Origin of the sequence: Pseudomonas schmalbachii (assembly GCF_017589465.1) — a bacterium.
In the GTDB taxonomy this organism is placed as follows: domain Bacteria; phylum Pseudomonadota; class Gammaproteobacteria; order Pseudomonadales; family Pseudomonadaceae; genus Pseudomonas; species Pseudomonas schmalbachii.
The window spans coordinates 168805-182834 of the sequence record NZ_JAELYA010000009.1 but is presented as its reverse complement, the minus strand read 5'-3'; the positions used below and the strand labels follow the sequence as shown (position 1 = coordinate 182834).

12 protein-coding genes are annotated in these 14030 nt (G+C 66.4%); 10 read left to right on the top strand and 2 right to left on the bottom strand.

Going from position 1 to position 14030, the window contains the following annotated elements; all coding sequences use genetic code 11:
* Positions 1 to 225: 225 nt before the first annotated feature.
* From JFY56_RS21245 to JFY56_RS21205, 9 genes are all read left to right on the top strand, one after another.
* On the top strand, positions 226 to 1137 hold the full coding sequence (locus tag JFY56_RS21245; RefSeq protein ID WP_208316132.1) for a LysR family transcriptional regulator: 912 nt from the start codon (positions 226 to 228) through the stop codon (positions 1135 to 1137).
* Between the two features lie 109 nt (positions 1138 to 1246).
* The gene (locus tag JFY56_RS21240; protein WP_208316131.1) at positions 1247 to 2755 is read left to right on the top strand and encodes a gamma-aminobutyraldehyde dehydrogenase; all 1509 of its coding nucleotides are present in this window, start codon (positions 1247 to 1249) and stop codon (positions 2753 to 2755) included.
* Positions 2756 to 2873: 118 nt separating this feature from the next.
* Positions 2874 to 4007 (top strand): putative ABC transporter substrate-binding protein YdcS, encoded by a 1134-nt coding sequence (gene ydcS / locus JFY56_RS21235; RefSeq protein ID WP_408004447.1) that lies wholly within the window; start codon positions 2874 to 2876, stop codon positions 4005 to 4007.
* A gap of 157 nt (positions 4008 to 4164) precedes the next feature.
* Positions 4165 to 5193: an ABC transporter ATP-binding protein gene (locus JFY56_RS21230; RefSeq protein WP_208316130.1), complete on the top strand. Its 1029-nt coding sequence runs from the start codon at positions 4165 to 4167 to the stop codon at positions 5191 to 5193.
* A 1-nt stretch (position 5194) separates the two neighbouring features.
* Positions 5195 to 6145, top strand: a complete 951-nt coding sequence (locus JFY56_RS21225) for an ABC transporter permease (RefSeq protein ID WP_208316129.1) — start codon at positions 5195 to 5197, stop codon at positions 6143 to 6145.
* Positions 6135 to 6941 carry an ABC transporter permease gene (locus JFY56_RS21220; protein ID WP_208316128.1) on the top strand — a complete coding sequence of 269 codons (807 nt, stop codon included), beginning with the start codon at positions 6135 to 6137 and terminating at the stop codon, positions 6939 to 6941. Before JFY56_RS21225 ends, JFY56_RS21220 begins: the two co-directional genes overlap by 11 nt.
* 214 nt (positions 6942 to 7155) lie before the next feature.
* A complete protein-coding gene (locus JFY56_RS21215; protein ID WP_208316127.1) occupies positions 7156 to 8580 on the top strand; it encodes a gamma-aminobutyraldehyde dehydrogenase in 1425 nt (474 codons plus the stop codon).
* Positions 8581 to 8844: 264 nt separating this feature from the next.
* Positions 8845 to 10707, top strand: coding sequence for an NAD(P)/FAD-dependent oxidoreductase (locus JFY56_RS21210; RefSeq protein ID WP_208316126.1), 1863 nt, complete (start codon positions 8845 to 8847; stop codon positions 10705 to 10707).
* Positions 10708 to 10793: 86 nt separating this feature from the next.
* On the top strand, positions 10794 to 11270 hold the full coding sequence (locus JFY56_RS21205) for an ester cyclase (RefSeq protein WP_208316125.1): 477 nt from the start codon (positions 10794 to 10796) through the stop codon (positions 11268 to 11270).
* 90 nt (positions 11271 to 11360) lie between these two features.
* Here JFY56_RS21205 and JFY56_RS21200 read toward each other — a convergent pair whose 3' ends face one another.
* Entirely contained in the window at positions 11361 to 13013 is a 1653-nt protein-coding gene (locus JFY56_RS21200) for a GMC family oxidoreductase (RefSeq protein WP_208316124.1), read from the bottom strand.
* A gap of 112 nt (positions 13014 to 13125) precedes the next feature.
* On the opposite strand from JFY56_RS21200, the gene JFY56_RS21195 reads away from it, so the two are divergent.
* A complete protein-coding gene (locus JFY56_RS21195) occupies positions 13126 to 13269 on the top strand; it encodes a hypothetical protein (protein WP_408004446.1) in 144 nt (47 codons plus the stop codon).
* 223 nt (positions 13270 to 13492) lie between these two features.
* On the opposite strand, the gene JFY56_RS21190 is transcribed toward JFY56_RS21195, so the two are convergent.
* Positions 13493 to 14017, bottom strand: a complete 525-nt coding sequence (locus JFY56_RS21190) for a DUF2937 family protein (protein ID WP_208316123.1) — start codon at positions 14015 to 14017, stop codon at positions 13493 to 13495.
* Positions 14018 to 14030 lie beyond the last annotated feature (13 nt).

The window sequence follows — 14030 nt, the reverse complement described above, 5'->3', positions numbered from 1 at the left end:
ATTCCAGATCGCACCCACGATCCTGCGTGGGTGCGCCGCCTTGCACTCGTGCATGGCACCGTAGGTTGGCGCAGAGCGCAGCGAAGCCCAACATCCGCCGCATGTAGCACCGTTGGGCTTCGCAAGCTCAGCGCCAACCTACGGAAACATCGGACTCTATTCGTAAAAACCGAATGCTCTTATAGACTTTCTGAAAATTCAGTCAGCAAACCGGCAGTTTCCGCCATGATGACCCTCCGCCAGATCCGCCACTTCATCGCCGTCGCCGAGACCGGCTCGATCTCCGCCGCAGCGCAGGCGGTGTTCATTTCGCAGTCGACCCTGACCCTGGCCATCCAGCAGCTGGAAGAGGAAATCGGCGTGCGCCTGTTCGACCGTCACGCCAAGGGCATGACCCTGACCCACCAGGGTCACCAGTTCCTGCGCCAGGCGCATCTGATCCTCGCCACCGTGGAGAACGCCAAGCGCAGCCTGCAGCAGAGCACCGACCAGGTCGCCGGCAGCCTGACCATCGGCGTGTCCAGTCTGGTCGCCGGCTATTACCTGGCCGACCTGATCACCCGCTTCCAGCGCGCCTATCCCAATGTGCGGACCCGCGTGGTGGAGGATGAGCGTCCTTATATAGAACACCTGCTGGTGGCCGGCGAGATCGATGTCGGCGTGCTGATCCTGTCCAACCTGGAAGACCGCCACGCGCTGCAGACCGAGGTGCTGACCCACTCGCCGCACCGCCTCTGGCTGCCGCCCCAGCATCCGCTGCTGGAACGCGACAGCATCGGCCTCGCCGACGTCGCCGGCGAGCCGCTGATCCAGTTGAACGCCGACGAGATGGGCCTGCACACCCAGCGCATCTGGTCGCGGGCGGGGATGTCGCCGCAGGTAACGCTGCGCACGGCGTCGGTGGAAGCGGTGCGAAGCCTGGTGGCCGCCGGCCTCGGCCTGTCGATCCAGCCGGACATGACCTACCGCCCCTGGTCGCTGGAGGGCGACATCATCGAAGCGCGCCCGCTGGTGGACCTCAGCGAGCCGCTGGATGTCGGCCTCGCCTGGCGCCGTGGCACCGCGCGGCCGGCGCTGGTGGACCCGTTCATCACCGTCGCCCGCGAACAGCCGAACAACCGCAGGCTTTCGATTTAATCGAACGCTGCTTTCAGTATTTAGAATTTGTCGACCTCACGCCCGGAATCTAGTCTCTCGCTGCATACAAAAGGGCCGTTCCGGGCATTACCCCTTCCGGAGCACGCACATGGCCCCCGAAAACAAGACCGAGAAGAAAAGAGCTCCCAAGATGACCGGCGCCGCCAGCATCCCTACCCTGCATACCGAACTGCTGATCGACGGTCAGTTGGTGGTCGGCCAGGGCCTGGTCGAGCCGATCTTCAATCCGGCCACCGGCGAAACCCTGGTTTCCATCGCCGAAGCCTCCATCGAACAGGTCACCCAGGCCGTCGAGTCCGCCCAGCGCGCCTTCCCCGGCTGGTCGCGCACCACTCCCGCGCAGCGCTCCGCCGCACTTCTCGCCATCGCCGATGCCATCGACAAGCGCGCCGATTCCCTCGCCCGCCTGGAAGCCCTGAACTGCGGCAAGCCGCTGCATCTGGCGCGGCAGGACGACGTTCCCGCCACCGCCGACGTGTTCCGTTTCTTCGCTGGCGCGGTGCGTTGCCAGCAGGGCCAGCTCGCCGGCGAGTACGTGCCCGGTCACACCAGCATGGTACGCCGCGACCCGCTCGGCGTGGTCGCCTCCATCGCGCCGTGGAACTACCCGCTGATGATGGCCGCGTGGAAGATCGCCCCGGCGCTGGCCGCCGGCAACACCGTGGTCTTCAAGCCATCCGAACACACCCCGCTGTCGGTGCTGGTACTGGCGCCGGCGCTGGCGGAAATCCTCCCGCCCGGCGTGATCAATATCGTCAGTGGCGGCGGCGAGAGCGTCGGCAGTCAGTTGGTCAGCCATCCGAAGGTGCGCATGGTGTCGCTCACCGGCGATATCGTCACCGGCCAGAAGATCCTCCAGGCTGCCGCCCGCACCCTCAAGCGCACCCATCTGGAACTGGGCGGCAAGGCCCCGGTGATCGTCTGCAACGACGCCGACATCGACGCCGTGGTGCAGGGCGTGCGCACCCACGGCTACTACAACGCCGGCCAGGACTGCACCGCCGCCTGCCGCATCTACGCCCAGGCCGGCATCCACGACCGTCTGGTGGCCGAGTTGGGCGACGCCGTCGGCAGCATCCGCTTCGCCCGCAAGCGCGACCAGGACAACGAGATCAGCCCGCTGATCACCGCCCGCCAGCGCGACCGCGTGGCCAGCTTCGTCGAACGCGCCCTCGGCCAGCCGCACATCGAACGCATCACCGGCGCCGCCGTGCACTCCGGTCCCGGCTTCTACTACCAGCCGACCCTGCTGGCCGGCTGCAAGCAGCAGGACGAGATCGTCCAGCGCGAAGTGTTCGGTCCGGTGGTCACCGTGACCCGTTTCGACGAACTGGAGCAGGCGGTGGACTGGGCCAACGATTCCGAATACGGCCTGGCTTCCTCGGTGTGGACGCAGAACCTCGACAAGGCGCTGCAGATCGCCAATCGCCTGCAGTACGGCTGCACCTGGATCAACACGCATTTCATGCTCGCCAGCGAGATGCCGCATGGCGGGCTGAAGCGCTCGGGTTACGGCAAGGACCTGTCCAGCGATTCGCTGCAGGACTACAGCGTGGTGCGCCACATCATGGCGCGGCACGGCCGGGATTTGGGTTGAACCCCGGCGAGGGCCGGGAGATTGAGACACCCCCGGTGCGAGCCGGGAATAACTAGAAATCAGTTGCTCGATTGATCACTGCCCCACCAATAGAGACAACAACAAGGGAAACCTGAACATGCGCAAGATCGCTCTGCTCAGCGCCATCACCACCGCCCTGCTGGCTTCCGCCGGCGTGCAGGCAGCCGAAGTCGGCCCCGGCGAAGGCCGCCTCGACATCGTCGCCTGGCCCGGCTACATCGAACGCGGCGACAGCGACAAGAACTACGACTGGGTGACCGGGTTCGAGAAGGAAACCGGCTGCAAGGTCAACGTGAAGACCGCCGCCACCTCGGACGAAATGGTCAGCCTGATGGCCAAGGGCGGCTATGACCTGGTGACCGCATCGGGCGACGCTTCCCTGCGCCTGATCTACGGCAAGCGCGTGCAGCCGGTCGACGTTTCCCTGATCCCGAACTGGAAGACCGTGGACGAGCGCCTGCAGAACGCCGCCTGGCACACCGTCGACGGCAAGCACTACGGCACTCCGTACCAGTGGGGCCCGAACGTGCTGATGTACAGCACCAAGGTCTTCCCCAAGGCGCCGGACAGCTGGGCCGTGGTGTTCGACGCGGAGAACCTGCCGGACGGCAAGCCGAACAAGGGCCGCGTGCAGGCCTACGACGGCCCGATCTACATCGCCGACGCCGCGCTGTACCTGAAGGCGACCCAGCCGGCACTAGGCATCACCGATCCCTATCAGCTGAACGAAGAACAGTACGGCGCCGTGATCGAACTGCTGCGCAAGCAGCACGACCTGATCCACCGCTACTGGCACGACACCACCGTGCAGATGAGCGACTTCAAGAACGAAGGCGTGGCCGCCTCCAGCGCCTGGCCGTACCAGGCCAACGCGCTGAAGGCCGAAGGCCAGCCGATCGCCACCGCGTTCCCGAAGGAAGGCGTCACCGGCTGGGCCGACACCACCATGCTGCACGCCGAGGCCGCGCACCCGAACTGCGCCTACAAGTGGATGAACTGGTCGCTGGAGCCGAAGGTCCAGGGCGACCTGGCCGCCTGGTTCGGCTCGGTGCCGGCGGTGCCGGAAGGCTGCAAGGCCAGCACCCTGCTCGGCGCGGAAGGCTGCGCCACCAATGGTTTCGAGCAGTTCGACAAGATCGCCTTCTGGAAGACCCCGCAGGCCGAGGGCGGCAAGTTTGTCCCCTATAGCCGCTGGACCCAGGATTACATCGGGATCATGGGCGGCAGGTAAACACCGTAGGGCGGGTGCAACCCGCCAATGGGAACGCCCGCAATGGCGGGTTGCACCCGCCCTACGCCTCCCCGAACGACCTTCTCTCTTCGTTTCACCCGATTTCTATTCGGGCAGGACCTTCGCACGCCGAATTTCCGCCCCTGGAGCGTTACCCATGACCACTCCCGCTGTTCAGTTCACCCAGGTCTCCCGCCAGTTCGGCGAGGTGAAGGCCGTTGACCGGGTGTCCATCGACATCAAGGATGGCGAATTCTTCTCCATGCTCGGCCCGTCGGGCTCGGGCAAGACCACCTGCCTGCGCCTGATCGCCGGCTTCGAGCAACCGACTTCCGGCTCCATCCGCATCCACGGCGAGGAAGCAGCCGGCCTGCCGCCGTACCAGCGCGACGTCAACACCGTGTTCCAGGACTACGCGCTGTTCCCGCACATGAACGTGCTGGAGAACGTCGCCTACGGCCTGAAAGTGAAAGGCATTGCCAAGGCCGAGCGCCTGGCCCGCGCCGAGGAAGCCCTCGGCATGGTCGCCCTCGGCGGCTACGGCTCGCGCAAGCCGGCGCAGCTGTCCGGCGGCCAGCGTCAGCGCGTCGCCCTGGCCCGTGCTCTGGTCAATCGTCCGCGCGTGCTGCTGCTCGACGAACCACTCGGCGCCCTCGATCTCAAGCTGCGCGAACAGATGCAGAGCGAGCTGAAGAAGCTGCAGCGCCAGCTTGGCATCACCTTCATCTTCGTCACCCATGACCAGAGCGAAGCGCTGTCCATGTCCGACCGCGTGGCGGTGTTCAACAAGGGCCGCATCGAGCAGGTCGACACCCCGCGCAACCTGTACATGAAGCCGGCCACGCCGTTCGTGGCGGAGTTCGTCGGCACCTCCAACGTGCTGCGCGGCGACCTGGCGGCGCAGGTCAGCGGCAGCGCACAGCCGTTCTCCATCCGCCCCGAGCACATCCGCTTCGCCAACGGCGAGCGCAATGCCTCGGACGTGGAGATCAGCGGCCTGCTGCACGACATCCAGTACCAGGGCGCGGCGACCCGCTACGAGATCCGCCTCGACAACGGCCAGAACTTCTGCGTGAGCCAGGCCAACAGCCAGTGGACCGAAACCGGCAGCGCCCACCAGACGGGCCAGCGCGTCACCGCCCGCTGGGCACGCGAAGCCATGGTGGCCCTGCGCGAGGACGCCTGAGATGGAACTGACACTCAAGGCCGAACGGCCGCAGGCAGCAAGCGGCCCGCTGCGCAGCCTGTCCAACCTGCTCTACCGCAAGCCGACGCTGTACCTCTCGCTGCTGCTGGTGCCGCCGCTGCTGTGGTTCGGCGCGATCTACCTGGGCTCGCTGCTGACCCTGCTGTGGCAAGGCTTCTACACCTTCGACGACTTCACCATGACGGTGACGCCGGACCTGACCTGGGCCAACTTCGCCGCCCTGCTCAACCCGGCCAACTACGACATCATCCTGCGCACCGTGGCCATGGCCGTCGCCGTGTCCATCGCCGCCGGCGCGCTGGCCTTCCCGATCGCCTACTACATGGCGCGCTACACCACGGGCAAGACCAAGGCGTTCTTCTACATCGCGGTGATGATGCCGATGTGGGCCAGCTACATCGTCAAGGCCTACGCCTGGACCCTGCTGCTGGCGAAAGGCGGCGTGGCCATGTGGTTCGTCCAGAAGCTGGGGCTGGAACCCGTGCTGAACCTGCTGCTGGGCATGCCGGGCGTGGGCGGCAACACCCTGTCGACCTCGCACCTGGGGCGCTTCCTGGTGTTCGTCTACATCTGGCTGCCGTTCATGATCCTGCCGATCCAGGCCGCCCTGGAGCGCCTGCCGCCGTCGCTGCTGCAGGCCTCCGCCGACCTTGGCGCGCACCCGCGGCAGACGTTCATGCAGGTGATCCTGCCGCTGTCGATCCCGGGCATCGCCGCCGGCTCGATCTTCACCTTCTCGCTGACCCTCGGCGACTTCATCGTCCCGCAACTGGTCGGCCCGCCGGGCTACTACATCGGCAGCATGGTCTACGCCCAGCAGGGCGCGATCGGCAACATGCCGATGGCCGCCGCCTTCACCCTGGTGCCGATCGTGCTGATCGCCATCTACCTGTCCGTCGTGAAACGTCTGGGGGCCTTCGATGCACTCTGAGAAAAGTTCCTGGGGCCTGAAACTGGCGGCCTGGGGCGGGCTGGTGTTCCTGCACTTCCCGATCCTGATCATCTTCATGTACGCCTTCAACACCGAGGACGCGGCGTTCAGCTTCCCGCCGCAGGGCTTCACCCTGAAGTGGTTCAGCATCGCCTTCGCCCGTCCGGACGTGCTCGAAGCGATCAAGCTGTCGGCGCAGGTGGCGTGCATCGCCACGCTGATCGCCATGATCCTCGGCACGCTGGCCGCCGCCGCGCTGTACCGCCGGGACTTCTTCGGCAAGGAAGGCATCTCGCTGATGCTGATCCTGCCGATCGCCCTGCCCGGCATCATCACAGGCATCGCGCTGCTCTCGGCGTTCAAGACCCTCGGCATCGAGCCGGGGATGCTGACCATCGTCATCGGCCACGCGACCTTCTGCGTGGTGATCGTCTACAACAACGTGATCGCGCGCTTCCGCCGCACCTCGCACAGTCTGATCGAAGCCTCGATGGACCTCGGCGCCGACGGCTGGCAGACCTTCCGCCACGTGATCCTGCCGAACCTCGGCTCGGCGCTGCTGGCCGGCGGCATGCTGGCGTTCGCCCTGTCGTTCGACGAGATCATCGTCACCACCTTCACCGCCGGCCACGAACGCACCCTGCCGATCTGGCTGCTCAACCAGCTCAGCCGCCCGCGCGACGTGCCGGTGACCAACGTGGTCGCCATGCTGGTGATGCTCGTGACCATGCTGCCGATCCTCGGCGCCTACTACCTGACCAAGGGTGGCGAGGGCGTGGCGGGGAGCGGGAAGTGACTTGGGTGCCGTGCGGCCCCCTCACCCTAACCCTCTCCCGGAGGGAGAGGGGATGACCGTGCAGCGGACTGCCCCCTCTCCCCTTGGGAGAGGGCTGGGGTGAGGGCCGCACGGCACTGAAACAACAGAACCCCCCAGGCCCCCTCTCCGGCAGGCCTGCCAAGCAAGAAACGATGCGAATTTGCACCTCACCCCTGAAATAGAGGACCTCCCCATGCAAACCAAACTGCTGATCAACGGCCAACTGGTCGCCGGCGAAGGCGAGAAACTCGCCGTCCTGAACCCCTCGCTGGGCACCACCCTGGTGGAAATCGCCGAAGCCACCGCCGCCCAGGTCGACGCCGCCGTCCAGGCCGCCGATGCCGCCTTCGACAGCTGGTCGCAGACCGCGCCGAAAGACCGTTCCCTGTTGCTGCTCAAGCTGGCCGACGCCATCGACGCCAACGCCGAAGAGCTGGCCCGCCTGGAATCGAACAACTGCGGCAAGCCCTACGCCGCCGCGCTGAATGACGAGCTGCCGGCCATCGCCGACGTGTTCCGCTTCTTCGCCGGCGCCAGCCGCTGCCTGCAGGGTTCCGCCGCCGGTGAATACCTGCCGGGCCACACCTCGATGATTCGCCGCGACCCGGTGGGCGTGGTCGCCTCCATCGCGCCGTGGAACTACCCGCTGATGATGGTGGCGTGGAAACTCGGTCCGGCGCTGGCCGCCGGTAACACCGTGGTGCTCAAGCCATCCGAGCAGACGCCGCTGACCGCCCTGCGTCTGGCCGAGCTTATCGCCGGCATCTTCCCGGCCGGCGTGGTGAACATGGTCTTCGGCCGTGGCCCGACCGTTGGCGAGCCGCTGACCACCCACCCGAAAGTGCGCATGGTCTCCCTCACCGGCTCGGTCGCCACCGGCAGCCGCATCATCTCCGGCACCGCCGACACCGTTAAGCGCATGCACATGGAACTGGGCGGCAAGGCCCCGGTGATCATCTTCGACGACGCCGACATCGACGCCGCCGTGGAAGGCATCCGCACCTTCGGCTTCTACAACGCCGGCCAGGACTGCACCGCCGCCTGCCGCATCTACGCGCAGAAGGGCATCTACGCCAAGTTCGTGCAGAAGCTCGGCGAAGCGGTCGCCAGCATCAAGTACGGCGAGCAGGACGATCCGCAGACCGAACTCGGCCCGGTCATCACCGAGCAGCATCTGGAGCGCGTGATCGGCTTCGTCGAGCGCGCCCGCCAGGTGCCGCACATCGAAGTGGTCACCGGCGGCAAGCGCGCCGACCGTGCGGGCTTCTTCTTCGAGCCGACCGTCCTGGCCGGCGCCCGCCAGGACGACGAAGTGGTCCGCCGCGAAATCTTCGGCCCGGTGGTCACCGTCACCGAGTTCGACGACGAAGCGCAGGCGCTGTCCTTCGCCAACGACTCCGACTACGGCCTGGCCTCCTCGGTGTGGACCAGCGACATCGGCCGCGCCCACCGCCTGGCCGCGCGCCTGCAGTACGGCTGCACCTGGGTGAACACCCACTTCATGCTGGTCAGCGAGATGCCGCACGGCGGCACCAAGCACTCGGGCTATGGCAAGGACATGTCCATGTATGGCCTGGAGGATTACACCCTGGTCCGCCACGTGATGTTCAAGCACTAAACAAACGGCTGCGCGTCGGCAGTACTGCGTTGTCAACAAGAACGGGCCCAGTCATTTACCGCTCGTAAACTCCTGGGCCCGTTCTTGTTTCCGCCTTGTCCTGCTCTAGCTCGCTCGCTTGTTGCACAGCTATACCTAAGCAAACGGTGTCCCGCTCGACCGGGACCGCCATTGCGGCCACGCATGCCGCCTCCCTTCGCTGGAACGAAGGGCAATACAACAACAGGTTCCCGCCCCGAACCCTCAGCGTGCAAGGATTCCACCATGACCGTCACCCGCCGCGACTTCCTCAACGGCGTAGCCCTCACCATCGCCGCCGGCCTTACGCCGATGCAGATCCTCCGCGCCGCCCCCGGCGGACGTTACTACCCGCCCGCCCTCACCGGCCTACGCGGCAGCCATCCGGGCGCCTTCGAGGTGGCGCACCAGATGGGCTGGGAGAAGAAGACATTCGACACTGACGGCCTGCAGGTGGAGGAAGAGTACGACCTGGTGGTGGTCGGCGGCGGCATCAGCGGGCTGGCGGCCGCCTGGTTCTACCGCGAGAAGCATCCGCAGGCGCGCATCCTGATCGTCGAGAACCACGACGACTTCGGCGGCCACGCCAAGCGCAACGAGTTCGAGGCCGGCGGCCGGATGATCATCGGCTACGGCGGCAGCGAAGCCTTCCAGTCGCCGAAGCACCTGTACAGCGACACGGTCAACGGCCTGCTCAAGCAGCTCAACGTCGATGTGGACCGCTTCGAGACGGCCTTCGACCGCAATTTCTATCCGGACCTCGGCCTGTCGCGCGGGGTGTTCTTCGACAAGGCCGGTTTCGGCGAGGACAAGCTGGTCAGCGGCGACCCGACGCCGATGGTGGCCGACGACATCGCCCCGGAAAAACTCAATGCCCGCTCCTGGCGCGCGTTCATCAACGACTTCCCGCTGCCGGAGGCCGACCGCGCCGCGCTGATCGACCTCCACGAAGCGCCCCGCGACTACCTCGCCGGCAAGACCCGCGCAGAGAAGCAGGCGTACCTGGAGAAGACCAGCTACCAGGACTTCCTGCTCAGGGACGTCGGCCTGAGCCCGGCGGCGACGCGCTACTTCCTCAGCCGCACCAACGACTTCTCCGCCCTGAGCATCGACGCGGTGGCCGCCGACGCCGCCTACCAGGTGGGTTTCCCCGGCTTCGCGGCGATGGACCTGAAGCCGATCAGCGACGAAGCCCGGGCGGAAATGGAAGAGCCGTACATCTACCACTTCCCCGACGGCAACGCCTCGCTGGCGCGCCTGCTGGTGCGCGGCCTGATTCCGGGCGTGGCGCCCGGCAAGGACATGAACGACATCGTCCTCGCGCCGTTCGACTACGCGAAGCTGGACGTCCCCGCCAGCAAGGTACGCCTGCGCCTGAACAGCACCGTGGTGAGCGTGAAGAACCGCGACGGCGGCGTCGATGTCGGCTACAGCCGCACCGGCCGGCTGCACCGCGTGCGCGGCAGGCACTGCGTGCTGGCCTGCTACAACATGATGATCCCCTACCTGCTGCGCGACCTGTCCGCCGAGCAGTCCCACGCGCTGGCGCAGAACGTGAAGTTCCCGCTGGTGTACACCAAGGTGGTGATCCGCAACTGGCAGCCGTTCCTCAAGCTCGGCGTGCACGAGATCTATGCGCCGTCGCAGCCCTACAGCCGGGTCAAGCTCGACTATCCGGTGGACATCGGCGGCTACACTCATCCGCGCGATCCGAACCAGCCCATCGGCCTGCACATGGTCCACGTGCCCACCAGCCCCAACAGCGGCATGGACGCCCGCGGCCAGGCCCGCGCCGGCCGCGCCAGGCTCTACGCCCTGACCTTCGAGCAACTGGAAAGCGCCATCCACGAGCAGTTGCAGGCCATGCTCGGCCCGGCTGGCTTCGACCACCGGAAGGACATCCTGGCGATCACCGTCAACCGCTGGTCCCACGGCTATTCGTACTTCGCCAACAGCCTCTTCGATGATGAGGAAGAAAGCGAAAAACTGATGAACCTGGCCCGCACTAAAGTCGGCAATGTCACCATCGCCAACTCCGACGCGGCCTGGGACGCCTATGCCCATGCTGCCATCGACGAAGCCTGGCGCGCAGTGGACGAGCTGGCATGACTCAACCGGCGCCACGCCCGCCGTGGCGCCGCCCCATCCGGCCGTCCGGCCGACAACCCGCGGGCACGCCCGCAACGGAGGCAAGCATGCGTCACCTCGTCAGAGCGTTCTACCTGCTGTCGCTGTTCACCCTCGCCGGCCTGGCCCAGGCGGCAGACTCGCCAAAACAGATCGTCGACGACTACATGGCGGCATGGAACGCCCACGATGCCGACAAGGCAGCCGGCTACCTCGCCGATGATGCGGAGTATTTCGACGTCACCGTCGGCACCCCGCAGAAGGGCCGCGAAGCCGCGCGCGACAACGTGATCAAGGTGTTCGTCGGCGCCGTGCCGGACCTGAAGTGGAAGATGACCGGCGAGCCCATCGTCGGCGAGGACGGCATCTCCTTCCAGTGGAACTTCAGCGGCACCAACACCGGCGACTGGGACCCGAAGACCCCGGCGACCAACAAACCGCTGTCGTTCGACGGGGTCAGCTTCATCAAGATCAAGGACGGCAAGATCGTCTACCAGGGCGACTACTACGACGCCCTCGGCCTGCACAAGCAACTGGGCTGGTAAGCGTGACGACGGCCCGCGCACTGCGGGCCGGCGCTTTTCGATGGATCATTGCGTGGATCGCACGACACCCGTTGCACGCCAGCCGTGGTTTCACGGCGCGACAGTCTGTTCGAGCGGCCGTCCGCTCGTGGCGATGCTTTCGCCCTGGCCGGCGGCATCGGCAAGGATCATCTGCGCCGCCTTTTCCGCGATCACCAGCACCGGCGAGCAACTGTTGCCGGAAGTCAGGTTCGGCATGATCGAGGCGTCGGCGATGCGCAGGCCAGGAATCCCGTGCACGCGCAGGCGGCTGTCGACCACTGCATCCATGCCCTGCCCCATGCGGCAGGTGCCGGCCGGGTGGAAGATGGTGGTGCCGATCTGCGCGGCGGCGCGCTGCAGGTCTTCCTCGCTGCGATAGTCCGGTCCCGGCTTGAATTCCTCCGGGCGGAAACGCGCCAGTGCCGGGGCGGCGGCGATGCGCCGGGTCAGGCGAATGGCGTCGGCGGCGACCCGCAGGTCCTCGGGATGGCTCAGGTAGTTGGGCTGGATCAGCGGCTTGTCGCGCGGATCGGCAGAGCGGATCTGTACGGTGCCGCGGCTTTGCGGGCGCAGGTCGCAGACCGAGGCGGTGAACGCCGGGAAGTCGTGCAGCGGCTCGCCGAAGCGCTCCAGCGAGAGCGGCTGCACGTGGTATTCGAGGTTGGCGGACGGCTGCGACGGATCGGACCGGGCGAACGCGCCCAACTGGCTTGGCGCCATGGATAGCGGCCCGCTGCGCTTGAGCAGGTATTCCAGCCCCATGCCCAGCTTGCCCCACAGGCTGGAGGCGATCTGGTTCAGCGAGGGCGCGCCGCTGATGCGATAGATCAGGCGCAGTTGCAGGTGGTCCTGCAGATTGCCGCCGACTCCGGCGAGCTCGTGGCGCACGCCGATGCCCAGGCGTTCCAGCAGCGCGCGCGGACCGATGCCGGAGCGCTGCAGGATGGCCGGCGAGCCGATGGCGCCGGCGCACAGGATCACCTCGCGACGGGCACGCAGTTCGCGCCGGCCTCCCCGCCAGTCCACCACCAGTCCCCTGGCGCGGCCGTCTTCGAGGATCAGCCGCTGCGCCTCGACGCCGGTCAGCACGGTGAGGTTCGGCCGTTTGGCGACAGGGCGCAGGAAGGCTTTCGAGGCATTCCAGCGCACGCCGCCGCGCTGATTGACCTGGAAGTAGCCGCAGCCTTCGTTGTCGCCGCCGTTGAAGTCTTCGACGGTCGCGATGCCGGTCTGCGCGGCGGCCTCGCGGAAGGCATCGAGGATCGCCCAGGACAGCCTCTGGCGTTCCACCCGCCATTCGCCGCCGGCGCCATGCAGGGCGTTGCCGCCGGAGAAGTGGTCCTCCATTTTCAGGAACAACGGCAGCAGGTCGTTCCAGCCCCAGCCGGGATTGCCCTCGGCGGCCCAGCCGTCGTAGTCGCGGGCCTGGCCGCGCATGTAGATCATGCCGTTGATCGACGAGCAGCCGCCGAGCACCTTGCCGCGCGGGTACTTCAGCGAGCGGCCGGCCAGGCCGGGCACGGATTCGGTGTCGAAACACCAGTCGGTGCGCGGGTTGCCGATGCAGTAGAGGTAGCCGACGGGGATGTGAATCCACGGGTAGTTGTCCGGTCCGCCCGCTTCCAGCAGCAGCACCCGGTTGGCGGGATCGGCGGAGAGCCGGTTGGCCAGCAGGCAGCCAGCGGGGCCTGCGCCGACGATGAGGTAGTCGTAGGAATCCATTGCCAGAAGCCTCGTTCTTGTTATGCGGCTAGAGACTAGTAGCGCGCAGGCGATAAAAAAACGTACGTTTCGGGTCAGCTATTGTTTGTTTTCTAACAGCGATGGACCCGCCATGTTCGACTGGAACGACCTGCGCTTCTTCCTGGAGCTGCACCGCAGCGGTCGCCTGCGGCTGGTGTGGGATTTCCTGCTGGAACTGTGTGCGCGGGAACAGGGATTGCTGCTGAATGCCGAGGGTCAGCCGGGACTTATGTAGGAGCAACTGTCTTGCATCCTACGTAACTATATGGCTGGGTGGCTGGGCCATAACCCGCGTAGGTTGGTGCTGAACGCAGTGAAGCCCAACGATGGCGATGTTGGGCTTCGCGTTGCTCAGCGCCAACCTACGGTGGGCATTGCGGCCTGTAGGAGCGAGCTCTGCTCGCGAACACCGGCGCCGCAAAGACTTCACGAGCACAGCCAGCCTCAACGCCGGGCACTCACCCCCAGTGCCGCCGCGCCGCCCGGCGATAGCCGCCAAGCCCGGCCAGGGCTCCGGCCAGCAACAGCAGCATCTCGCCGGTCCAGGCCGCCAGCAGGCCGCCACAAAGCCCCCAGGCAATCGACTCGGGCGTGAGCGTCAGGCGGTAGTCGTACTTGTCCAGGGTTTCCTGCAGCAGCTCGTTGTTCGGCCGCAGCAGAATGTGCCAGGCCCGCGCATACCAGGGGGCCTGCAGGACCTTCCATTCGGTGTCGAACAGTTTCGCCCGGCGTATCAGCACTTCCACGCTGTCCGCGTCGCGCTGGAACACCGGGTCGGCGCTGCCGCGGTAGTGCGCCAGCAGTGCGTTCAGGTCGCCGTCGAAGAATCGCGTCGCGGTCTCCCTGAAACCGTCCAGGGCCTTCCCGGCCTCGACGCGATGGGCGTCCACCCGCAATTGATAGTCATGAATGAAGCCCGGCACCTGTACCGCTACCAGCAATCCCAGTGCGAACATGGCCAGACGAATGTAGCTGCGCAGCATGGCTCTTCACCCG

Bases quoted from the DNA above. Each gene is read 5' to 3' on its own strand.
- JFY56_RS21195 (WP_408004446.1), top strand. From the start codon at position 13,126: ATGTTCGACTGGAACGACCTGCGCTTCTTCCTGGAGCTGCACCGCAGC.
- ydcS (WP_408004447.1), top strand. From the start codon at position 2,874: ATGCGCAAGATCGCTCTGCTCAGCGCCATCACCACCGCCCTGCTGGCT.
- JFY56_RS21230 (WP_208316130.1), top strand. From the start codon at position 4,165: ATGACCACTCCCGCTGTTCAGTTCACCCAGGTCTCCCGCCAGTTCGGC.
- JFY56_RS21225 (WP_208316129.1), top strand. From the start codon at position 5,195: ATGGAACTGACACTCAAGGCCGAACGGCCGCAGGCAGCAAGCGGCCCG.
- JFY56_RS21190 (WP_208316123.1), bottom strand. From the start codon at position 14,017: ATGCTGCGCAGCTACATTCGTCTGGCCATGTTCGCACTGGGATTGCTG.
- JFY56_RS21205 (WP_208316125.1), top strand. From the start codon at position 10,794: ATGCGTCACCTCGTCAGAGCGTTCTACCTGCTGTCGCTGTTCACCCTC.
- JFY56_RS21245 (WP_208316132.1), top strand. From the start codon at position 226: ATGATGACCCTCCGCCAGATCCGCCACTTCATCGCCGTCGCCGAGACC.
- JFY56_RS21220 (WP_208316128.1), top strand. From the start codon at position 6,135: ATGCACTCTGAGAAAAGTTCCTGGGGCCTGAAACTGGCGGCCTGGGGC.
- JFY56_RS21210 (WP_208316126.1), top strand. From the start codon at position 8,845: ATGACCGTCACCCGCCGCGACTTCCTCAACGGCGTAGCCCTCACCATC.
- JFY56_RS21200 (WP_208316124.1), bottom strand. From the start codon at position 13,013: ATGGATTCCTACGACTACCTCATCGTCGGCGCAGGCCCCGCTGGCTGC.
- JFY56_RS21215 (WP_208316127.1), top strand. From the start codon at position 7,156: ATGCAAACCAAACTGCTGATCAACGGCCAACTGGTCGCCGGCGAAGGC.
- JFY56_RS21240 (WP_208316131.1), top strand. From the start codon at position 1,247: ATGGCCCCCGAAAACAAGACCGAGAAGAAAAGAGCTCCCAAGATGACC.